This window comes from Nocardia shimofusensis NBRC 100134 (genome assembly GCF_001613125.1).
Classification (GTDB): Bacteria; Actinomycetota; Actinomycetes; order Mycobacteriales; family Mycobacteriaceae; genus Nocardia; species Nocardia shimofusensis.
This window is the reverse complement of record NZ_BDBT01000019.1, coordinates 24,794-45,786: the sequence shown is the minus strand read 5'-3', so window position 1 is coordinate 45,786 and position 20,993 is coordinate 24,794. Positions and strand designations below refer to the sequence as shown.

Sequence of the window (20,993 nt, the reverse complement as noted above, 5' to 3'; positions counted from 1 at the left end):
ATCCGCTGCATGTCTTTACCGGGGGCGCAGACCATCACCGTGCGCCATGATGGAACGGAACGGACCTTCGATTCGAACCAGCCGATCACCCTGGGGCGTGCCCCGGAAGTGACGCTGTTCGTCGACAGTCCGTTGGTGTCGCGGGTGCACGCGACATTGACCTGGCAGGGGAGCGGCTGGGTCCTTACCGACAACGGAAGCACGAACGGCGTTTTCGTCGACGCCCGTCGCCTGAGTCAGCCGGTCACGATCGACCGGCCGACGCAGGTTCGGCTGGGTGACGCGATCAGCGGGCCGTTGCTGCACCTGCTTCCCAGCGCACCGGCACCGCGGCCGCAGCCGCCGTCCGTGCCGATGCCGCACCAGGGCAGATCGGCGCCACCGCCGCAACGGCCGAGTTATCAACGCCCGCCCACTCCGCCGTTCCAGCAGCAGCCGGGCCCCGGCTCGGGTCCGCAGCCGGTCGCCGGACAGTATCCGGGCGCGCGTCCGCAGGTTCCGGCCCAGCACGCGCCGCAGCAGGCGCAGCACGCTCCGCCCTCTCTTCAACAGGCGCAGCAGGCCCAGCAGCAGCAGCCCAACGTCAATATGACCACCAAGGCCGATACCTCGGCACTGCCGCCGCTGCGGGCGCGCAACTCCACCGCGGCGATCGCGCGAGCCGACCGGCTCCCGCCCGGCGGGCTCGCCATCGGGCGTACCACCGACAACCAGATCGTCGTCAACGATCCGCTGGCCTCGCGCAAGCACGCGCGCCTCGTCGCGGGCCCCGAGGGCCTCACCATCGAAGATCTCGGCTCCGCCAACGGCACCTTCGTCAACGGCACCCGCCAGCAGCGCTCGGTGCTGCGCGAGGGCGATGTCATCACCATCGGCAACATCGACTTCGCCGTCCAGCAGGGCACGCTGGTGCTGCGGCAGAAGCCGGTCACCGAGCAGGGCCTGCACGTGCACGGCGTCGGGTTCACCGTCGAGAACAACAAGCAGCTGCTCGTCGACGTGAACATGCAGGCGGGCCGCGGCACGCTGACAGCCCTGATCGGCCCGTCGGGTGCGGGCAAATCGACGCTGTCGAAACTGGTCGCGGGCAACACCCAGCCCTCGGGTGGCGTGGTCACCTTCGAGGGGCGCAACCTGCACGCCGAGTACGAGGCCCTGCGTTCGCGTATCGGCATGGTCCCGCAGGACGACGTGCTGCACCGGCAGCTGACCGTGCGTCAGGCGCTCGGTTACGCGGCCGAGCTGCGGCTGCCGCCGGACACCACCAAGGCCGACCGTCAGCAGGTCATCGACGGTGTGCTGAAAGAACTCTCGCTCACCGAGCACGCCGACACCCGGGTCGACAAGCTCTCCGGCGGTCAGCGCAAGCGCGCCTCGGTCGCGCTGGAACTGCTGACCGGCCCCTCGCTGTTGATCCTCGACGAGCCGACCTCCGGCCTCGACCCCGCGCTGGACCGTCAGGTCATGGTGATGCTGCGTGAGCTCGCCGACGCGGGCCGCGTCGTCATCGTGGTCACCCACTCGGTCGCCTGCCTGGACATGTGCGATCAGGTGCTGCTGCTCGCGCCCGGCGGCAAGACGGCTTTCTGCGGCCATCCCGCCGGCGTGGGCGCGGCCATGGGCACCAGCGACTGGGCCGAGATCTTCGCCGAGGTGGCCGCCAACCCCGACCAGGCGTTCGCGGCCTACCGTTCGCGGCAGGCCTTCGCGCCACCTCCGCCTCCGCCACCGCGCTACGGGCCGGCGGGCTCACCTCCCCAGACCAGTTCGGTCAAGCAGTTCTCGACGCTGGTGCGCAGGCAGTTGCGGCTCATCGCCTCCGACCGGGTGTACTCGCTGACGCTACTGCTGTTGCCGGTCGTGGTCGGTGCGGTCACCCTGACCGCACCGGGCAAGAACGGCTTCCAGCCGCCGCCGCTGGTGCAGACCTCGGAGGGCATCGGTCCGGCGATCAGTTCCGAGGCGCAGACACTGCTGTCGTTCCTGGTGATCGGCGCCTGCTTCATGGGCATCTCGTTGAGCGTGCGCGACCTGGTCGGCGAGCGGACCATCTTCGTGCGCGAGCGCGCGGTGGGATTGTCGCCCTCGTCGTATCTGATGGCCAAGATCCTGGTGTTCAGCCTGGCCGCGGTCTATCAGGTCGCGGTGATGCTCGCGATCGTGCTGGTCGGCAAGAACGGGCCGCGCGAGGGGGTGGTCATCCCGCCGGGCGCGGTCGAATTGTTCCTCGACATCACCTTGCTCGCGGTGTCCAGCGTGGTGCTCGGCCTGCTGATCTCCTCGCTGGTGAAATCCAACGAGCAGATGATGGCGGTGCTCATCCTGGCGATCATCGTGCAGCTGGTGATGATGGGCAGCTTCATCCCGGTGGCCGGACGCCCCGGCCTCGAGCAGCTGTCGTGGCTGTTCCCGGCGCGATGGGGTTTCGCGTCCGGGGCCTCGACGGTCGATCTGACGACGTTGTTCGTCAAAGCCGAGCCGGACACGCTGTGGCAGCACACCGTGCAGTGGTGGGCGATCGATATCGCGGCACTGGTCGTCATCACAGTGGTGCTCGCGGTGATCGTCCGGCGCAACCTCCGGCTGAAGAGGACGGCCGGATGAGCACTGTGCCGAACGGGCTCGGCGCGCCGTGGGCGGGCATCCCGCGCGCGCCGCGCACGCACCGTGCACACTTGAGCCTGTGACAGTGCGAGTAGGGGCAGTACATCTCGGCTGGGATGTGGTGTCCGTGGCGGCGGGCGGGGGCGGCACCCCGATCCGTCCGGTGAAGGTGGAGGGCACCTATACGCCACCCGCGTACCTGCTGGCCGACGCGTCGGGCAGGTTGCACACCGCCGGAGCCGAGCGGACCAGACCGGATCTGGGAATGGCCATCTCCGATGTGCGCGACATCCTCGGCTATCCGCAGATCGTGGTCGCGGGAGCGACCTGGCCCGCGGAGTTGGTATTCCACGCCAGGATGTACAACCCGCTGGCGGCCATCGGCGCCTTCCTGCGCGGCAAGCCCGAGGTGATCGCGTTACCTTTCCCGGACGGCTGGCCCGACGAGAAGATCGAGCTCTACGCCGACCTCGTCGAAAAGCTCGACGTCGTGGTGGAGCCGCTGCCGGAGAGCGTCGCGCTGTCGGGGTACGTGCGCGCCCTGGGGCTGGTCCGGCCGCCGGACGCCCGCGATCCACGCGGCATCGGCGCCACCGGGGTGTACTGCGACGGGCGGACCATGCTGGTGGTCGCGGTGCACGGCGACGACGAGCAGCCCACCGAATCGATCGAGGTGCCGGTCACCGCCGACGCCATGCGCGATGCCCGCTCTGCCGACAATGTGGTGATCGAGGTGATGGCCGCGGCCCGCTCGATCGGCGCGGACACCTCGACAGTGCTGCTCAGCGGCAATGCCTGCTTCAACGAGGCGCTGCGGCTGGCCTTCCAGAACCATCTGGGTCATCGGTTGCACGTCGCCGCGCATCCGATGCACGCGCTGGTGCTCGGCGCCACGCATCTATTGGTGACCGAGAGCGAGGACGTCGAATCGTCCGGCGCGACGCCCGGCCCGCAGTACCCGGCCGCGCCGCCCCGTCCGTCGCAGGCGCCCGGCACGCAGGCGATGACCTACGGACCGGGGTACCCGTCGGCGCCCGCGCCGAGCGAGGCCCCCACCACCCGGGTCACCCGTGCGGAGCCCCCGCGCGGCGAGGACGGCGGCCAGGACCGGGGCAGGCTCTTCCCGACGCTGAAGGACAATCTGTTCGGGGTGCCCGCCGTGCTCGGCGTGATGGCGCTGGCGGTGGTTGCCGCGCCCGGACAGCTGGGACCGGCGGCGGGGGCCGGGCCGGTGGCGCAGAGCGTCACGCAGGCGCAGCACTCCTGCGTGGACACCCCGCGGGCCGAGCGTGACCGGTCGCGGCAGGGCATCGCCACCGTGCGTGGCTCGGACACCGTGCCCGACTGCCGTCGTCCGAATATGGACACGCTGCGCTATGTGGTTCCGGGTCCGCCGGGCGCGACCGATCCCGGTCCACCGGTCCGGATCTAGCCTCCGGTTCGGAGCGGAGCGCGGGCGATTCTCCTCCGGCGATACCCGCCTGGTATCGTGGCTCGCTGGCGTGTGGGCCATATCGGGGCCCGGGTCTCCACCGGCCGCCGGGATCACCTCGACCACACGCTGGGCCGGCAACACCGACGACAGACAGGGATGCACTGTGCCTACGTACAGCCCCAAGGCGGGTGACGTGACCCGTCAGTGGCACGTCATCGACGCCACTGACGTAGTGCTCGGCCGTCTCGCCGTGCAGGCAGCGAATCTGCTGCGCGGCAAGAACAAGCCGACCTACGCCCCGCACGTCGATGGTGGCGATTTCGTCATCATCATCAACGCCGAGAAGGTTGCCATCAGCGGCAACAAGCGGCAGGACAAGCTCATCCACCACCACTCCGGACATCCGGGCGGCCTCAAGTCGCGCACTGTCGGTCAGGTGTTGGAGACCCGTCCCGAGCGTCTCGTGGAGAAGGCCGTCAAGGGCATGATCCCGAAGAACAAGCTGGGTAACGCCATCGCGGGCAAGCTGAAGGTCTACGCAGGCCCGAACCATCCGCATGCGGCTCAGCAGCCCGTTCCGTTCGAGATCAAGCAGGTGGCCCAGTGACCGCTCCCGAGGAATTCAACGACGACTTCGTGGCCGAGGACGCGGCCGCCGAGGACGTGGACGCGGCCGTCGAGGTCGTGGACGAGGACTACGGCTACGAGGCCGAAGGCGAGTCCGAGAGCTACGCCGCGCCGGTCGTCATCGACCGCCCGGTGCAGACCGTCGGCCGCCGCAAGGAAGCCGTCGTGCGCGTTCGCCTGGTGCCCGGCTCCGGCAACTTCGTGCTCAACGGCCGCACCATCGAGGACTACTTCCCGAACAAGGTGCACCAGCAGCTGGTCAAGTCGCCGCTGGTGACCGTCGAGCGGACCGAGTCCTTCGACATCTACGCCCGCCTCGTCGGCGGCGGCCCCTCGGGTCAGGCAGGCGCTCTGCGTCTGGCCATCGCGCGTGCCCTCATCGAGGTCACCCCGGACGACCGTCCGGCCCTCAAGCGCGCCGGCTTCCTGACTCGTGACCCGCGCGCCACCGAGCGTAAGAAGTACGGTCTGAAGAAGGCCCGTAAGGCGCCTCAGTACTCGAAGCGCTGATCTCCAGGTCCGCGGACCCGTGTCCGGTACCCCTTGTGGTACCGGACATCGGCACGGTCGCGGACCGACAGCAGTCCGAGAGCAGGCTGCCAGCATCGCTGGTCGCCTGCTCTCGTGCTGTATCGACATATGTTCACCGCGATAGGGGCTAGGTATGGGACGATTGTTCGGCACCGACGGCGTGCGCGGGCTGGCCAACGAATCGCTGAGTCCGGAGCTGGCGCTCCGTGTCTCGGGCGCGGCCGCGCAGGTGCTCGGACGCGGCAGGACGCGCGCGCTGGCGCTGGTCGGCCGGGACCCGAGGGCTTCCGGGGAGATGCTGGAGGCCGCGGTCACCGCGGGGCTCACCGCCGCGGGAATGAACGTGTTGTCGGTGGGCGTGCTGCCTACGCCGGCCGTCGCCTACCTCACCGGCCTGTACGACGCGTGCCTCGGCGTGATGATCTCCGCCTCACACAATCCGATGCCCGACAACGGCATCAAGATCTTCGCCGCGGGCGGGCACAAGCTCGACGACGCCGCCGAGGATCGCATCGAGGCCCTCGTCGCCGCCGATGAGCCGTTCCGCCCGACCGGAGCCGGGATCGGCCGGGTGCTCAATGCCTCCGGTGCCCGCGACCACGGTGTGATCATTCCCGACCGGTACAGCGTCGAAGGCACCCACGAGCGCTACGTCGAACACCTGGTCGAGGCCACCGGGCAGGATCTGAGCGGGTTGACCGTGGTGGTGGACTGCGCCAACGGCGCGGCCGCCGAGGTCGGCCCCGCCGCCTACCGGGAGGCGGGCGCCACCGTCATCGCGATCAACGCCGAACCCGACGGCCTCAATATCAACGAGGGCTGCGGCTCCACCCATCTGGACCAGGTGCGCACCGCGGTCGTGGAGCACGGCGCCGACCTCGGGCTGGCCCACGACGGCGATGCCGACCGCTGCCTGGCGGTCGCCGCCGACGGTTCCGTGGTCGACGGGGACGCGATCCTGGCGGTGCTGGCCATCGCCATGAAGGAAGCCGGTCAGCTGGCCGAAGACACCCTGGTCGCGACGGTCATGAGCAATCTCGGCCTGCACATCGCGATGCGCGATGCCGGAATCACCTTGCGTACCACCGCCGTCGGCGACCGGTACGTCCTCGAGGACCTGCGCGCGGGCGGTTACACGCTCGGTGGGGAGCAGTCCGGACACGTCGTCCTACCGAAGTTCGGCACCACCGGTGACGGTGTGTTGACAGGGCTGAAACTGATGGCGCGGATGGCGCAGACCGGGCGTTCGCTGGCGGATCTCGCCGGTGTGCTGACCACCGTTCCGCAGATTCTGCTGAACGTGCCGGTGAGCGACAAGGCTGCCGTCGCGAAGGCACGGGAGGTGCGCGAGGCAGTGCTCGAGGCCGAGCGTGAACTCGGCGACTCCGGTCGGGTCCTGTTGCGGCCCAGCGGGACCGAGCAACTGGTCCGGGTGATGGTGGAGGCGACCGACCAGGTGAAGGCCGAGCGGTTGGCTGAGGATCTCGCCAAGCTGGTCGCCTCGATCTGACATCGCCGGCGACGGCTCCGGTTGGGTTTCCACGCCCGCTGATCTCCGCGACCGTCGAGTTGCCCACAATCGCGGAGTTGTCCACAGGCTCGGTGTTCGCGCTGGTCGGCCCGGCCGCGCCGGTTACCGGCCGGTGCATGCTTCGACGCATGAGACCGGGATTGGCGCGGGTGCGCGACTCACAGTTCGGCGTGTTCACCGGCTGGCAGGTGCTGTGCGAGTACAGCAGGGCCGAGATGCGCGAAATCATCGACCGAGGGGCCTGGGTGCAGGTCTTCCGCGGGGTCTACCGCGAGGCGTCGACCCCGCCGACGGCTCGGCTACGGGTGGAGGCGGCTCGATGGTGTCTCGGCGTTCCCGGGCTCGTGGCCGCCTACGGTACGGCGGCGCGATTGCACGGACTGCCGGTGTTCGACGACTCGGTGACCCATGTGCTCGGCGCCCGGCCGATGAGGTCGCCGCGGTTGATCGTGCACGCCGACGCCGCCGATGCGCGTGAGCTCGAACTGGTCCAGGGCACGACCGCCACCGGGCTGGTGCGCACGGTGGCGGACGCGGCGCGCACGCTGAGCAGGCCCGAGGCGCTCGCCGTGGTGGAAGCCGCGTTGGACAGGGGGATCTCGCCCGCGGCGCTGTTCGTGCAACTGGAAACACAGCGGGGTCGCCGAGGCAGGGTACAGGCGGACGAACTGGTGGAGATCGCGTCCGCTGCGAGGGTGCCGGCGCGCTCCGGCGAGCCGACCGGCACGGCCGGTCCCGCACCGACATCCGTGCGGCCGGCGCGGCCGGCGCGGCCGGACCGGGCTGCTCGCCGGCCTACGCGTTGTCTCGCCGGTGGTGACGGCGTCCGGAACCGGATTCCGGACGAGGCGGACCGGGTAGCCGGGGCTGCCCGATGACGCGGAGATCAGTCCTCGTGCAACCGGCCCTCGCGCAGGTGCCAGCGACGGGTGGCGCGGACCGAATCGAGCATGCGGCGGTCGTGGGTGACCAGCAGCAGTGTGCCGGTGAACGATTCGACGGCCTGCTCGAGTTGTTCGATGGCGGGCAGGTCGAGGTGGTTGGTCGGCTCGTCCAGCACCAGCAGGTTCACGCCTCTGGCCTGCAACAGTGCCAGCGCCGCGCGAGTGCGTTCGCCGGGGGAGAGGGTGTCGCACGGCCGCATCACATGCGGGCCGCGCAGTCCGAATTTGGCCAGCAGTGTGCGGATCTCGGCATCGGGCTGGTCCGGCATCTGCGCGCCGAATGTGTCGGCCAGGTGTTCGGCGCCACGGAACAGGCCACGCGCCTGGTCGACCTCGCCGATCTGCACGCCGGAACCGAGCGTGGCCGTGCCGCTGTCGGGGGTGATCCGCCCCAGCAGGAGTCCGAGCAGCGTGGATTTGCCCGCACCGTTGGCACCGGTGAGCACGATGCGATCGGCCCACTCGATCTGGGTGCTCACCGGTCCCAGCCGGAAATCCCCGCGCGTGACCACGGCGTCGGTGAGCGTGGTGACCACCGAGCCGCTGCGTGGGGCCGGGGCGATCTGCATCCGCAGCTCCCACTCCTTGCGCGGCTCCTCGACCACGTCCAGGCGTTCGATCCGGCGTTGGGTCTGGCGGGCTTTGGCGGCCTGCTTCTCGGTCGACTCGGCGCGCATCTTGCGACCGGCCTTGTCGGAGTCCGCCTTCGCCTTGCGTCGCGCGTTGCGGACACCGTGTTCGAGCCAGTTGCGCTGCATCTGCGCCCTGGCCTCCAGCCCGGCCTTGGTGTCGGCGAACTCGTCGTAGGCCTGTCTGGCGTGGCGCCGGGCGATCTCGCGTTCGGCGAGATACGCCTCGTATCCGCCGTCGTAGAGGCCGACCTGCTGCTGGGCCAGATCCAGCTCCACGATCCGGTTCACCGTACGGGCCAGGAACTCCCGGTCGTGACTGATCACCACCAGCGGCACCCGCACGCCGGTCACGAAATCCTCCAGGCGCGCCAGGCCGTCGAGGTCCAGATCGTTGGTCGGCTCGTCGAGCAGCAGAATGTCATAGCGCGACAACAAGACCGACGCGAGCCCGGCGCGGGCCGCCTGGCCACCCGAGAGTCCGGTCATCGGCGTCGCCAGTCCCTGGGCGAGCGAGTCGCTCAAGCCGAGTTCGGCAGCCACCTCCTCGGCTCGCGGCTCCAGATCCGCGCCGCCCAGCGCCAGCCAGCGCTCCAACGCGGGCGAGTAGTCGTCGTCGCCGCCCTCGGCCAGGCGCTCGGCCGCGGCGTCCATCGCCAGCTGCGCCGCGCTGACCCCGGTGCGCCTGCCGAGGAAGTCCAGTACCGACTCGCCCGGCACGCGCTCGGGCTCCTGCGCGAGGTAGCCGACGGTCGCGTCCGGCGGGCTGGTGGTGATGGCCCCGGTCGCGCTGTCGCGATCGGCGAGCATCCGCAGCAGCGTCGACTTGCCCGCGCCGTTGACCCCGACCAGACCGATCACGTCGCCCGGGGCGAGGGTCAGGTCGAGATCCTCGAACAGGATTCGTTCACCGTGTCCGGCGGACAGGCCGCGCGCGTGCAGAGTGGTACTCACCCGGCCCAGTCTGCCGTGTCCACGCACGTCGTCCCGCTTCGGTGTCCGTCGGCCGGTCGCCCCGGTCGTCGGGGTTCGCCCCTCAGTTCGTCGGAGCGGAAATCAGGGTCGATATGGGGTGGTCGACCGATGCGCGATCCGTCCCGCGCGACGACAGTGGAAGACATACCGATTCAGAGGGAAGGATCTTCCGATGACCGCACCCACACGCCGTCTCACCCGCTCCGACGATCGCTGGATCGCGGGTGTCTGCGGCGGCATCGCCGACTATTTCGGCTGGAGCGCGAACGCGGTGCGCCTGGTGTTCGTGCTGTCCTGCCTGTTGCCCGGCCCTCAGTTCCTGCTGTATCTCGTGCTGTGGCTGGTGATTCCCCGGCGCTGATCCCGGCCGATCTCCCGGCGGCGTTCGTCGCCGGGGCGAGGCTGACGTGCGGGCGCGGAGATGACAGGATGGAGGAATCCAGCGCCCGTCTCGCCGGCGCGTCATCGCAGGGGCCGATGTTCGAGGAGGAGCCATGGTCACATCCGGTGAATTCGGGGGTCTGGAACTGCCCGGAATCGACACTTCCACCGCCCTCGACGATCTCGGCGCCGTCGAACTCGGCAATCCCACCCAGGACATCGACGGCGACGGTCTGCTCGACACCGAGACCACGCACGGTCTCGACGCCATGCAGGTGTGGACCGACTTCGACCACGACGGCCTCGCCGACCACGTCACGGTGGTCGAGAACGACGGCGACTACGCCTCATGGGAGTTCCACCGTCACCCGGACGGCACCTCGGAATGGGTTCGTACCGACCAGGGCACACTGGGCGAATGAACCCGGTTCGGCACCGTCAGTGCCGACCCGGGATCGTTTCGAGCCACGAATGGTCGGAACCGTACCTCGGCCCGCTGCGTCGAAAGAAGTAGTCGAAGGTAGTAGAGCGGTCGCTCTCGTGCGTGAGCGGCCGGTCGCACGGAGGAAGAGGGGGCACTGGCCGATGAGCACCAATACACTCGGCGTGAGCACCGGCGAGCTCGGACGGCTGGCCAACGAACTGCGGTCGTCGGGGGAGGTGGTCGCCGGCCATGTCGCGAAACTCGACGACAACCTCTTCGGGGCGGAGCACGCCGGAGCCAAATACTCTGCCCAGGGTAAGGACATCAGGGCCGGGTTGGAGGCGCTGCGCAAGCGTATCGAGGACTGGTCCATCGCCACCGGCGCGACCGCCGATGTGATCGGCGCGGGGGCCGTCGAGTACTCGACGGTCGACAAGGAACGCTCGAAGCAGATGGACGATCAGTGATCACGGGGGTGGAACGGTGACCGCTTCGGGGCCTGCCGACCAGAGCATTACGGGATTGCTCGACTACGGTTCCAAAACGCTGGTGTACTTCGAGACCTTCGAGCCTCTGTACATGCGCGCATTCCCTGACATGGTGGCGGTTGCGAGCTATCAGGAACTGCATGCTCGATATTACGAGCAGAATGGAATGAACGAAGCCGCACTGGTCGACGCTTTCGAAGCGGTGTCGGCGGCAGCGAATACGATGGCCGATGAGCACGGCACTCAGCAGACGATTTCGCAGAATATCTCCCAGGCGTGGCAGGGCGCCGCCGCGTCGACTGCCTTGGAGAAGATCAACACTCAGCTCACCTTGGCCTCCGCCGATGCGGAGGTGGCGAAGAGTATCGCTTCTGCTCTGGAACTGGCGCCGGACGCGCTCCGGGCGGCTGTCAAACTCAAATCCGATGCTGTCGCCGGTATTCTGGACAACGGTGAGGCCAGAGTGGACGGCAAGTCGAAAGACGACGTCGAGGCGATCATCGCGGGGGCCGAAGGAGTCGGCTTGTCCAACATGTTCGGGGACGACACGTTGGTGAATAAAATCCGTCGCATATTTCCTGATATGGACGAGGGGATTGTCGACGGATTCAACGCTGCCACGAACAGTCTTCTGGGCGGTCTCGTGATAGGTGGGACACCGTACGCGAACCTGATCGAAAAGCGCTGCAAGGACTGGCTGGACAGCACTTTCAAGCGTGAATATGCGGAGAAGGCAGATCTGTTGGCCGACGCATGTGACGGTACAGACCGGGGAGTCACCGACGCCTATAAGGCCATTACCGATGCGATGGGCAAGTTGGAGACGGCTTCGTATCCGCGTCCGAAGGGGACGTCCACACAGAACAATCCGACGGGGGATGACCCGGGAAGCAGCAACCCGTCGAGCGACACGCCGGCCGGCGATACGCCGTCCTCGACGGATACGCCGACGACTCCAGCGAGTACACCTTCGAGCAACCCGACGAGCACTGATACCGACGATGATGACGATTCGACCGATCCGGCCGGCACCTCGAACCCGTTGAGCGGCTTGACGAATCTGAGTCAGATCGCCGGCCAGCTCAGCCCGCTGTTGTCCTCGCTGACCGAGAGCGTGCAGAGCGCGCTGACCTCACTGACCACCACGATCGACACCGAGATCGACAAAGCGTTGGAGAATCTGAAGAACCTCACGAGCGCCGAGGACGATCCGGCCGAGGAAACCGGCGAGGACAAGGACGGCGACGGCAAGCCCGACGAGGAGTCCACGCCGCTGGCCGAGTTCGATCTCGCGGGCAAAGAGGTGACCTTCGAGCAGGGGGAGGACGGGCTGAAGATGGTCGTCACGAGCCCTGACGGGACCACCACCGAATACCGCATGACGATCGATGAGAACGGTGTGCCGCTCATCTCCGCGGTCGAGGGGGAAACCGGCGAGCCCGCAGGCGAAGACCAGGGCGAGGAGGAGACACCCGCGGAGGGGACTCCGGCCTCCGAGGAGCAGCCCGCAGGGCAGGGTTCGGTGCCCTCGGCTCCGGCGCCGATCGAGCAGGAGGAGGACGGCGAGTACACACCGCAACCCATTCCGGCACCCGAGTTCACCGAGGACGAGACCGAACCCGAGGCGCCAGTACCCGCACCCGCCGAGCCGTTGTCGGATCAGCCGCCGGTCGGCGACACCGGCGCATTGCTGGCCGAGGCAGGCCCGCTGTGATGAGGGTGCGCCGAGCCCACGGTGACGAAAACGCGCGCGGTGGCGATGACGCGCGCGGTGACAGAGGTGCCTGGGGAGTGACGCGGCGGCCACGCCGGAACGACCGCGGCCGGTGAAGGAGGACGACGATGGTGGACTACGGCGCCGAGATGGAGCGCATCATCGATCAGTGCAGGCGTGACGCGGCGGCGATCGAGAACGATCTGGCCGAGATCAACCGCCGGACCGCCGAGACGAGCGCGATACTGACCGAGCGTTCGCGCGCGGCGATGCGGGAGTTCTGGGAGGAGCACGGCGAGGTGATCGCCGCAGCGCAGGCCGAGGCGGAGGAGCAGGAGCGCAGAGAGGTCGAGGAACGGGCCGAGCGGGAACGCCAAGCGGCCGAGCTACGCGAATACCGCGAGGCGATGGCGCGGTCGGCGGCGGCGCGGCGCTCCGGCGATGTGGTGGTGCCGATCGACGACGAGGACCCGGAGGGCGAGTACTACCGGCGGGAGAGCTGGCTCGTCTGATGTCTGGCGTGACATGACCTCCGTCGGAGCGAGACGAAGCCCGGGCGGGATAGGCCGCCGTCGTTCGAGCGAGGGCGCCGCGTTCGACGGACGTCGGAATTCGGGTGTTCGGGCACCGGCGGAGCCGACGTCAGCGGACCAGCTGGCGCAAGGTGCCCAGGGACAAGGCGGGCTTGGCCTCTTTCTCCTCGACGGGAGCGTGCGGGTCGATGACGGTGGTCCGGGGGATGTCGGCCGCCGGATCGGCGAAGGGGGCGTATTTCTTGTCGCCGGTCAGGGTGTGCAGCAGGTAGCCGGTGAGCAGCGCCCGGGTGGTGCGGTGGGTCTTGGGCTCGTGCTTGCCCATACCGAGGGCGGACAGCGCGCGGCGGCCCTCGACGAGGCCGTTGTGGGTGGCGCCGTCGAGGCGGCGCAGGATCAGCGGGCCCGACCAGGCGGTGGCCAGAGGCAGGGCGTTGGAATTGACGCCCGCGATGTCGATGCCGGCCAGCAGCAGGGCTGGGGTTCGAATCCTGCCCGCCAGGGATTCCGCGGCGGGCGCGGTGGGAGCGGGGAAGAGCGGGACGACCGCGGCGACGTCGCGCTGGGCGGCGGCGAGCACGGCGGCGCCCGCGCCCATGCCGTGACCGGCCAGCGCGAGCTTGTCCGGGTGGACGGTGACCGTGCCGTCACCGAGGCGGACGCCGGTGCAGATGTCGAGAGTGGTGAGCAGGTCGGTGGCCAGGCCCAGGTGTGACGGGATCGGGCCGCGCTCGGTGTCGGGGGCGGCGGTCACGATGCCCCAGGAAGCGAGGTGCTCGAGGAGCTCGCGATAGCGGACGGCGCCGGTCAGCCAGCTGTGACCGAAGGCGACGGCGGGTAGCCCGCGCCCGCTCTCCGGGGTGTAGACCACACCCGGCTGGCCCGCGATTCCCAGGTTGCCGCGCAGCACGCGATGCGGGCCACGACGGGTCAGGGCGCTCAGAAGCTCTTTCACAGACACCGACACGACGTGAACGTTATCCGATAAGTACTCTGGGGAGCCATGTGCGGAATCGTTGGCTACGTCGGGTACCGGGACGCGCTCGGCGTCGTCGTTGACGCGTTGCGCCACATGGAGTACCGCGGATACGACTCCGCGGGCGTCGCGATCCTGGACGGCGCGGGCTCGCTGGCGGTCGAACGCAAAGCGGGCCGTTTGGCGAACCTGGAGGCCGAACTCGCCGAGTCCGGGCCGGGCGTGTTCGCGGGCAGCACCGGTATGGGGCACACCCGCTGGGCCACCCACGGCGCACCGACCGACCGCAACGCGCACCCGCACCAGGCCGCCGACGGCAAGGTCGCGGTGGTGCACAACGGCATCATCGAGAACTTCGCCCCGCTGCGCCGCGAACTCGAGGTCGCGGGGGTCGAACTGCTCAGCGATACCGACACCGAGGTCGCGGTCCACCTCGTCGCGCGGGCCTATGCCGAAGGCCCGACAGCGGGCGACTTCACCGCCAGCGCGCTGGCCGTACTGCGTCGGCTCGAAGGCGCGTTCACGCTGGTCTTCGCGCACGCCGACCACCCGGACATGATCGTCGCGGCGCGTCGCAACACCCCGCTCGTGGTGGGTGTCGGCCAGGGCGAGATGTTCATCGCCTCCGACGTCACCGCGTTCATCGAGCACACCCGGGAAGCGGTCGAGCTCGGCCAGGACCAGGCCGTGGTGATCACCGCCGACGGCTACACCGTCACCGACTTCGCCGGGCGTGCCGACGGTGTGCGGACCCGGCCGTACACGATCGACTGGGATATCGCCGCCGCGGAGAAGGGCGGCCACGACTACTTCATGCTCAAGGAGATCGAGGAGCAGCCCACCGCGGTCGCCGACACGCTGATCGGACATTTCACCACCGACGAGTCGGGCGGGCGCATCGTGCTCGACGAGCAGCGGCTGGCCGATCAGGAACTGCGCGAATTCGACAAGGTGTTCGTGGTGGCCTGCGGCAGCTCCTACCACGCGGGCCTGCTGGCGAAGTACGCGATCGAGCACTGGACCCGCCTTCCCGTCGAGGTCGAGCTCGCCAGCGAGTTCCGCTACCGGGACCCGGTGCTGGACCGTTCCACCCTGGTCGTTGCCATCTCGCAGTCCGGCGAGACCGCCGACACGTTGGAGGCGGTGCGCCACGCCAAGGAGCAGAAGGCCAGGGTGCTGGCGATCTGCAACACCAACGGCGCGCAGATCCCGCGCGAATCCGACGCGGTGCTCTACACCCGCACCGGTCCGGAGATCGGCGTGGCCTCCACCAAGGCATTCCTCGCGCAGGTCGCGGCCAACTACCTGGTCGGTCTGGCGCTGGCGCAGGCACGGGGCACCAAGTACCCCGACGAGGTCGCCCGTGAGTTCCAGGAACTCGAGGCGATGCCGAAGCTGGTGGCCAGGGTGCTCGAGACCGCCCCGCAGGTGCGCGCGATCGCCCGTGAACTCGCGCAGGTGCCGACCGTGCTGTTCCTCGGTCGCCACGTCGGTTACCCGGTGGCGTTGGAAGGCGCGCTGAAGCTCAAGGAACTGGCCTACATGCACGCCGAGGGCTTCGCCGCGGGCGAACTCAAGCACGGCCCGATCGCGCTGATCGAGGACGGGCTGCCGGTGATCGTGGTGATGCCTTCGCCGAAGGGCCGGGCGGTGCTGCATTCCAAGCTGCTCAGCAATATTCGCGAGATCCAGGCCCGTGGCGCGCGCACCATCGTGATCGCCGAGGAGGGCGACGACACGGTGCGTCCGTTCGCCGACGACCTCATCGAGATTCCGTCCGCGCCGACACTGTTCCAGCCGCTGCTCTCGACGGTGCCGCTGCAGATCTTCGCGGCCGAGATCGCGCAGGCGCGCGGCTACGACGTCGACAAGCCGCGCAACCTGGCGAAGTCCGTCACCGTCGAGTGACCGGGCCGCTCGCAAGCGCCGGATCTCGAGAGCAGCGAGTCGCGCGAGAAACCGTGCTCGCCGCCACGTTCGGTGCCCGCACTTCGGCACATCCCGGCCCTCGAACGAGTTCGCGGCAGGTCCGGGCAATCCTGCCGCGTGAATCGGGCACCGGCCTCGAGCGAAGCGATCGGGCGATTATTCGACCGTGACCGTTCCGCGCATGTCCGGGTGCAGACTGCACAGGTAGCGGTACTCGCCGGGAACGGTGAAGGTGTAGCTCCACTCGCCGGTGGTGAGGATGGGGCTGTTGATGCCCATCGCCTTGTCGCCGATGCCCTGGACCGAATGCGGCACGCTGTCGGCGAATGTCCAGGTCACGGTGTCGCCGACACGCACGGTGACGTTCCCCGGGGAGAACGCCATGTCGTCGACGTTCACGGTGACCGCCGCGGCGGCCGCGGGTGCGGACGGTTCGGCCCGGCCGCCCGTGGGGCCGGGGACGGAGGTCGCGGTGGTGGCCGGTGCGGGGTCGGTGTCATCGGAACCGCAGCCGGCGAGAATGGTCGAGGCGGTCAGGGCGAGCGCGGCGATCGCACGCGCGCGGCTGGAACGGTGCAGGATCGGCATGATGGACGAGCGTAGTGGGCGGCCGGGTAAGGTCCGGACGCACGGGCCGTGCGGGGGCGGCGGCGCGTCGGTGTACGGTCCGGCCGATCGTGGGAGGCGAGCGTAGATGTCCGTTCAGTCAGGTCCTTACCGCTTCCCCGCACGCGGCTACTTCGGTGTGGCCGAAGTCCGTGCCGCCGAAGCGGAACTGTTCACGCGGGCGCCCGAGGGGGTGCCGATGCAGCGGGCGGCGCACGGGCTGGCCCGGGTGGTGGCCGCCGAACTGCGGGAGCGTACCGGCGGGGTGGCCGGGCGGTCGGTGACCTTGATCGTCGGCGCGGGCGACAACGGTGGTGACGCGCTGTGGGCGGGGGCGAAACTGCGGGCACGTGGGGTCCGTGTGCGCGCGATCCTGCTCGAGCCCGAGCGAGCGCATGCGGCGGGGCTCGCCGCGTTGCGCCGGGCGGGTGGCCGGGTGGGCAGCGAGCTGGGGCACCCGGACCTGGTCGTCGACGGCATCGTCGGCATCGGAGGGAAAGGGGCGCTGCGCCCCGCGGCCGCGGAAGTGATCGCGCGGGTGGACGCGCCGATCGTGGCGGTCGACCTGCCCAGCGGCGTGGACCCGGACACGGGCGCGATCGCCGGGCCCGCGGTGCGCGCGGCGGTGACGGTGACCTTCGGCGCCTACAAGCCGGTGCACGCGCTGGCCGCGCCCTGGTGCGGCCGAATCGAATCGGTGGACATCGGATTACGCCTGCCACCGGCGCGGCTGGCGGCGCTCTCGCCCGCGGAGGTCGGTGCGCGGTGGCCGGTGCCCGCCGCCACCGACGACAAATACACCCAGGGCGTCACCGGAATCTGCGCGGGCAGCGCGACCTATCCCGGTGCGGCGGTGCTCTCGGTGGGCGGCGCGGTCGCGGCCACCTCCGGGATGGTGCGCTATGCCGGAAGCGCCTCGGCGCAGGTGCTCGCGCGCTTCCCCGAGACGATCGCCACCGGGGACATCGCTACGACCGGCCGGGTGCAGTCCTGGGTGTTCGGCCCCGGCGCGGGCGTCGACGCGGCCGCGCGTCGACGGCTCGTCGAGATCCTCGCCACCGAGGTGCCGGTCGTGATCGACGCCGACGGCCTGAGCCTGCTCGCGCGCGAACCCGAACTGCTGCGCGGTCGCACCGCGCCGACCGTATTGACCCCGCACGCAGGGGAATTCGCCCGGCTGACCGGACACGAACCCGGCCCCGACCGCGTCGCCGCGGTCCGAGACCTCGCCGAGCGCTGGGGAGTCACCGTGCTGCTCAAGGGCCGTGCCACCTTGGTGGCCCACCCCGGACAGCGTGTGCTGGTCAACGAGGCGGGGGGATCCTGGGCAGCGACGGCGGGCGCGGGCGACGTGCTCTCCGGCATCATCGGCGCGCTGCTGTCCGCCGGTCACGATCCTGCCGAAGCCGCCGCGTCGGCCGCGCGGGCCCACGCCCTCGCCGCGGCCCTGGCCGCTCATGATCACGGCCCGGCCGGTGCGCCCATCTCCGCCTCTCCACTGCTGGCCCACGTGCCCGCCGCGATCGCGAATCTGCGTGCGCTCGCCGAAGCCGCGTCCTCGTGCCCCGAGTGACCCTCGCTCGACCGGCGCGGATCGGATCGATCAGGCCCGCAACGAGAATCGCATGTGGTCCGCTGCGGGAACATCCCTGTGACCTGCCTGTTCGCGATACGACGAGACGGGGTGCCCATAACTTTCGGGGCAATGAGTGGCAGGATCGGGGGTTGTGAGTGCCCAGGTGGAAACTGTCGTCGATCTCGACGCGATCGCCCATAACGTCCGCGTTCTGCGCGACCATGCCGGTGCCGCGGCACTGATGGTCGTGGTGAAGGCGGACGCCTACAACCACGGCGCGGTGGAGGTGGCGCGCACGGCGCTGGCCGCGGGGGCACGCGAATTGGGTGTGACGACGATTCCGGAGGCGCTGCGGTTGCGCAACGCGGGTATCACCGCGCCGATCCTGTCCTGGCTGCACACCGAGGACACCGACTACGCCGCGGGAATCGCCGCCGACGTCGAGATCGGCGTGTCCAGCACCGCGCAGCTGCGGGCGGTCGCGGCGGCGGCCCGCACGGTGGGCCGAAGAGCCACGGTCACCCTCAAAGTCGACACCGGGCTCAATCGCAACGGCATCGCCGAAGCGGAACTGCCCGCGACACTGGCCGCGTTGAGCGAACTGGTCGAGGAAGAGGTGGTCCGGCTGCGCGGGATGTTCTCCCACCTCGCCCACGCCGACGAACCCAAGCACGCCTTCCTCGACGAACAGCGTGAGCGGTTCGTCGCGGCGATCGCCGGCGCCTCGGCGCGCGGTATGCGCCCGGAAGTGACCCATATCGCCAACTCGGCGGCGACCATGACGCGGCCGGATCTCCACTTCGACATGGTGCGTCCCGGCATCGCCGTCTACGGCTTGAGCCCGGTGCCCGAGCTCGGTGACCTCGGTCTGCGCCCGGCCATGACGTTCCAAGCCTCGGTCGCGCAGGTGAAGCGGGTCGGCGCGGGCGAGGGCGTGTCCTACGGGCACCAGTGGACCGCCCCGCACGACACCACCGTGGCGCTGGTGCCCGCCGGGTACGCCGACGGCGTGTTCCGGCTGCTGAGCGGACATTTCGACGTGTGGCTCGGCGGTGCTCGCCGTCCCAATGTGGGCCGGGTCTGCATGGATCAGTTCGTCGTCGATCTCGGGGAGAACCAGGCGGGGGTGAAAGAGGGCGACACCGCCGTGCTGTTCGGCGGGGGCGCGGGGGCGCCCAGTGCCCAGGAATGGGCGGACCGGCTCGGTACCATCCACTACGAAGTGGTCTGCGCGCCGCGTGGGCGGGTGAGCCGACGTCACATCGGAGCCGGTTCGTGAGGTGTGTCGGATCGCTTGCCGACCGGTCGGGTGCTGTGCTGGACTCGGAATCAGTCTGCTGAGGGGATGCATCCGATGAGGTCACGACGTTCCGTGGTCGGACGCGGAGGATTGGCCGCCGCCATCATGGTCGGCGCGCTCGCCGGGGCGCACGCACTGCGCCGGGCGAGTCAGTGGGCACTGCACTCGAAACTCCCCGACGACTATCGGGACGAGGACTTCACCCTGTTCGACAGCGATCCGGCCAGTTGGGTGCGGACCGCCGACGGCGTGCGGCTGGCGGTGCGCACCCACGGACGCGAGAATGCCGCGGCCACCGTGATATTCGTGCACGGCTTCTGCAACACCATGGATTCTTTCCACTTCCAGCGCCGTGACCTGCCGCAACGCTGGGGTCCGGACGTGCGGCTGGTCTTCTTCGACCAGCGCGGACACGGTCACTCCGGGGTGCCCGCCGCGGGCACCTGCACTGTCGGCCGGTTGGGCCGCGATCTGGGCGCGGTCATCGAGAAGGTCGCGCCGACCGGGCCGGTGGTGCTGGTGGGCCATTCGCTCGGCGGTATGACGGTGCTCGCCGCCGCCGCACGCTTCCCCGAACTGTTCGCCACCCGGATCAGCGCGGTCGCGTTGATCTCCACGACGGCGGCCGAGGTGACCTCGATGGGGGTGACCCAGCTGCTGCGCAATCCGGCGGTCGACGGCTTCCGGCTGTTCGCGCACCTCGCGCCCGCCCTCGTGCAGGCGGGGCGCACCACCGCGCGGCACGTGATCACCCCGCTGCTGCACGTCACCTCCTTCCACGGCCCGGTCAGCCCGGCGCTGTCCCGATTCACCACCCGTATGATCGACCGCACCTCGATCGACACGATCGTGAAGTTCCTCGATTCCATTCGCCTGCACGACGAATCCGCCGCGCTGCCCGCGCTGGCCACCACTCCCGTGTTGGTGCTCGGCGGCAGCAACGACTTGGTGATCCCGTTCGGCCACTCGCGCCTGCTGGCCGAGGCACTGCCGGACAGCGAGCTGGTTCGAGTCCGTGACGCCGCGCACATGCCGCACCTGCAACACCCCGACCAGGTGAACGACGCGCTCGACGACCTGCTGGTCCGCGCCGGGATCTTCGACGAGGACATGCGGCTGCGGCAGGGTAGCTGATCCGGCTCCGTGCCCGGCGGATGCCGTAGGCGGACTCGGGGACCGCCGAGGGCTGTGCGAAGGCCCCGGTACGCTCGACGCCGGTAGCGGCCCCGCAGCGGGCCGCCGGCATCGACGTCGAGAACCGGAACGGAGAGCAGCTGTGACGCAGCGGCACGAACGCAGCCTGCCGACCGTCGCCGATACCGAGGCGCTGGGCCGTGAACTGGCCGCCGGCCTGTCGGCGGGCGATCTGGTGGTACTCGACGGCCCGCTCGGCGCGGGCAAGACCGCACTCACCCGAGGCATCGCCGCGGGGCTCGGCGTACAGGGACGGGTCAGCTCGCCCACCTTCATCATCGCCCGGCTGCACCGCGCCGGTGAGCGCCCGGACGCCCCGCCGGTGCCGCTGGTGCACGTGGACGCCTACCGGCTCGGCGGCGACCTCGACGAGCTGGACGCGTTGGATCTGGACACCGAACTGCATCAGGCGGTCGTGGTCGTGGAGTGGGGCCGCGGCGTCGTCGAGCATCTCAGCGAACGGCATCTGCGGGTGGAACTGCGCAGGGAACCGGATTCGGAGGTGCGCACCGCGGTCTGGGAGTGGATCGGCTGACAGGTGGGCGGTGCCGAGGGCGCCCCCGGCTCGTCGGCCTTCGGCCACAGCCCGATGCTGC

At 69.7% G+C, this 20,993-nt stretch carries 19 protein-coding genes; 16 read left to right on the top strand and 3 right to left on the bottom strand.

Features of this window, described 5'->3' with window-relative positions; genetic code table 11:
• Positions 1-9 precede the first annotated feature (9 nt).
• The 6 genes from NS3_RS18790 to NS3_RS18765 all read left to right on the top strand — a co-directional run bounded on the left by NS3_RS18790 (position 10) and on the right by NS3_RS18765 (position 7,606).
• The gene (locus NS3_RS18790; protein ID WP_067861432.1) at positions 10-2,604 is read left to right on the top strand and encodes an FHA domain-containing protein; all 2,595 of its coding nucleotides are present in this window, start codon (positions 10-12) and stop codon (positions 2,602-2,604) included.
• 79 nt (positions 2,605-2,683) lie between these two features.
• Positions 2,684-4,036 (top strand): hypothetical protein, encoded by a 1,353-nt coding sequence (locus NS3_RS18785; protein WP_245649688.1) that lies wholly within the window; start codon positions 2,684-2,686, stop codon positions 4,034-4,036.
• A gap of 166 nt (positions 4,037-4,202) precedes the next feature.
• Positions 4,203-4,646: a 50S ribosomal protein L13 gene (rplM, locus tag NS3_RS18780; protein WP_067861429.1), complete on the top strand. Its 444-nt coding sequence runs from the start codon at positions 4,203-4,205 to the stop codon at positions 4,644-4,646.
• Positions 4,643-5,176 carry a 30S ribosomal protein S9 gene (gene rpsI, locus NS3_RS18775; protein ID WP_084495729.1) on the top strand — a complete coding sequence of 178 codons (534 nt, stop codon included), beginning with the start codon at positions 4,643-4,645 and terminating at the stop codon, positions 5,174-5,176. Before rplM ends, rpsI begins: the two co-directional genes overlap by 4 nt.
• Positions 5,177-5,330: 154 nt before the next feature.
• Positions 5,331-6,707: a phosphoglucosamine mutase gene (gene glmM, locus NS3_RS18770; protein ID WP_067861427.1), complete on the top strand. Its 1,377-nt coding sequence runs from the start codon at positions 5,331-5,333 to the stop codon at positions 6,705-6,707.
• A 149-nt stretch (positions 6,708-6,856) separates the two neighbouring features.
• Positions 6,857-7,606 carry a hypothetical protein gene (locus tag NS3_RS18765; RefSeq protein WP_157101417.1) on the top strand — a complete coding sequence of 250 codons (750 nt, stop codon included), beginning with the start codon at positions 6,857-6,859 and terminating at the stop codon, positions 7,604-7,606.
• Between the two features lie 8 nt (positions 7,607-7,614).
• On the opposite strand, the gene NS3_RS18760 is transcribed toward NS3_RS18765, so the two are convergent.
• Positions 7,615-9,255: an ABC-F family ATP-binding cassette domain-containing protein gene (locus tag NS3_RS18760; RefSeq protein ID WP_067861421.1), complete on the bottom strand. Its 1,641-nt coding sequence runs from the start codon at positions 9,253-9,255 to the stop codon at positions 7,615-7,617.
• A gap of 193 nt (positions 9,256-9,448) precedes the next feature.
• Between NS3_RS18760 and NS3_RS18755 the strand changes: the two genes are divergently transcribed.
• From NS3_RS18755 to NS3_RS18735, 5 genes are all read left to right on the top strand, one after another.
• Complete coding sequence (locus NS3_RS18755; protein ID WP_067861419.1) at positions 9,449-9,637, top strand: PspC domain-containing protein; 189 nt, start codon at positions 9,449-9,451, stop codon at positions 9,635-9,637.
• Between the two features lie 133 nt (positions 9,638-9,770).
• Complete coding sequence (locus tag NS3_RS18750) at positions 9,771-10,079, top strand: DUF6802 family protein (protein ID WP_067861417.1); 309 nt, start codon at positions 9,771-9,773, stop codon at positions 10,077-10,079.
• A 163-nt stretch (positions 10,080-10,242) separates the two neighbouring features.
• Positions 10,243-10,548 carry a hypothetical protein gene (locus NS3_RS18745; RefSeq protein ID WP_067861415.1) on the top strand — a complete coding sequence of 102 codons (306 nt, stop codon included), beginning with the start codon at positions 10,243-10,245 and terminating at the stop codon, positions 10,546-10,548.
• A gap of 16 nt (positions 10,549-10,564) precedes the next feature.
• The gene (locus NS3_RS18740; protein ID WP_157101416.1) at positions 10,565-12,283 is read left to right on the top strand and encodes a prolipoprotein diacylglyceryl transferase; all 1,719 of its coding nucleotides are present in this window, start codon (positions 10,565-10,567) and stop codon (positions 12,281-12,283) included.
• A 128-nt stretch (positions 12,284-12,411) separates the two neighbouring features.
• On the top strand, positions 12,412-12,795 hold the full coding sequence (locus NS3_RS18735; protein ID WP_067861412.1) for a hypothetical protein: 384 nt from the start codon (positions 12,412-12,414) through the stop codon (positions 12,793-12,795).
• 130 nt (positions 12,796-12,925) lie between these two features.
• On the opposite strand, the gene NS3_RS18730 is transcribed toward NS3_RS18735, so the two are convergent.
• Positions 12,926-13,783 carry a dienelactone hydrolase family protein gene (locus NS3_RS18730; protein WP_067861411.1) on the bottom strand — a complete coding sequence of 286 codons (858 nt, stop codon included), beginning with the start codon at positions 13,781-13,783 and terminating at the stop codon, positions 12,926-12,928.
• 36 nt (positions 13,784-13,819) lie between these two features.
• Here NS3_RS18730 and glmS point away from each other — a divergent pair, with 36 nt between their 5' ends.
• Positions 13,820-15,700, top strand: a complete 1,881-nt coding sequence (gene glmS, locus NS3_RS18725) for a glutamine--fructose-6-phosphate transaminase (isomerizing) (RefSeq protein ID WP_067861409.1) — start codon at positions 13,820-13,822, stop codon at positions 15,698-15,700.
• Positions 15,701-15,877: 177 nt separating this feature from the next.
• On the opposite strand, the gene NS3_RS18720 is transcribed toward glmS, so the two are convergent.
• On the bottom strand, positions 15,878-16,309 hold the full coding sequence (locus tag NS3_RS18720) for a cupredoxin domain-containing protein (RefSeq protein ID WP_067861407.1): 432 nt from the start codon (positions 16,307-16,309) through the stop codon (positions 15,878-15,880).
• A gap of 106 nt (positions 16,310-16,415) precedes the next feature.
• On the opposite strand from NS3_RS18720, the gene NS3_RS18715 reads away from it, so the two are divergent.
• The 4 genes from NS3_RS18715 (at position 16,416) to tsaE (ending at position 20,932) form a co-directional block, all read left to right on the top strand.
• Positions 16,416-17,900 carry an NAD(P)H-hydrate dehydratase gene (locus NS3_RS18715; protein WP_067861405.1) on the top strand — a complete coding sequence of 495 codons (1,485 nt, stop codon included), beginning with the start codon at positions 16,416-16,418 and terminating at the stop codon, positions 17,898-17,900.
• 154 nt (positions 17,901-18,054) lie between these two features.
• Complete coding sequence (gene alr / locus NS3_RS18710; protein ID WP_245649687.1) at positions 18,055-19,182, top strand: alanine racemase; 1,128 nt, start codon at positions 18,055-18,057, stop codon at positions 19,180-19,182.
• Between the two features lie 75 nt (positions 19,183-19,257).
• Positions 19,258-20,337: an alpha/beta fold hydrolase gene (locus NS3_RS18705; RefSeq protein ID WP_067861534.1), complete on the top strand. Its 1,080-nt coding sequence runs from the start codon at positions 19,258-19,260 to the stop codon at positions 20,335-20,337.
• 142 nt (positions 20,338-20,479) lie between these two features.
• Positions 20,480-20,932: a tRNA (adenosine(37)-N6)-threonylcarbamoyltransferase complex ATPase subunit type 1 TsaE gene (tsaE, locus tag NS3_RS18700; RefSeq protein ID WP_067861403.1), complete on the top strand. Its 453-nt coding sequence runs from the start codon at positions 20,480-20,482 to the stop codon at positions 20,930-20,932.
• The last annotated feature ends 61 nt before the right edge of the window (positions 20,933-20,993 follow it).

Excerpts from the sequence above, each read along its gene's own strand:
- NS3_RS18715 (WP_067861405.1), top strand. The coding sequence starts at position 16,416 with ATGTCCGTTCAGTCAGGTCCTTACCGCTTCCCCGCACGCGGCTACTTC.
- NS3_RS18735 (WP_067861412.1), top strand. The coding sequence starts at position 12,412 with ATGGTGGACTACGGCGCCGAGATGGAGCGCATCATCGATCAGTGCAGG.
- NS3_RS18755 (WP_067861419.1), top strand. The coding sequence starts at position 9,449 with ATGACCGCACCCACACGCCGTCTCACCCGCTCCGACGATCGCTGGATC.
- glmS (WP_067861409.1), top strand. The coding sequence starts at position 13,820 with ATGTGCGGAATCGTTGGCTACGTCGGGTACCGGGACGCGCTCGGCGTC.
- NS3_RS18705 (WP_067861534.1), top strand. The coding sequence starts at position 19,258 with ATGAGGTCACGACGTTCCGTGGTCGGACGCGGAGGATTGGCCGCCGCC.
- NS3_RS18790 (WP_067861432.1), top strand. The coding sequence starts at position 10 with ATGTCTTTACCGGGGGCGCAGACCATCACCGTGCGCCATGATGGAACG.
- NS3_RS18750 (WP_067861417.1), top strand. The coding sequence starts at position 9,771 with ATGGTCACATCCGGTGAATTCGGGGGTCTGGAACTGCCCGGAATCGAC.
- glmM (WP_067861427.1), top strand. The coding sequence starts at position 5,331 with ATGGGACGATTGTTCGGCACCGACGGCGTGCGCGGGCTGGCCAACGAA.
- NS3_RS18765 (WP_157101417.1), top strand. The coding sequence starts at position 6,857 with ATGAGACCGGGATTGGCGCGGGTGCGCGACTCACAGTTCGGCGTGTTC.
- NS3_RS18720 (WP_067861407.1), bottom strand. The coding sequence starts at position 16,309 with ATGCCGATCCTGCACCGTTCCAGCCGCGCGCGTGCGATCGCCGCGCTC.
- NS3_RS18745 (WP_067861415.1), top strand. The coding sequence starts at position 10,243 with ATGAGCACCAATACACTCGGCGTGAGCACCGGCGAGCTCGGACGGCTG.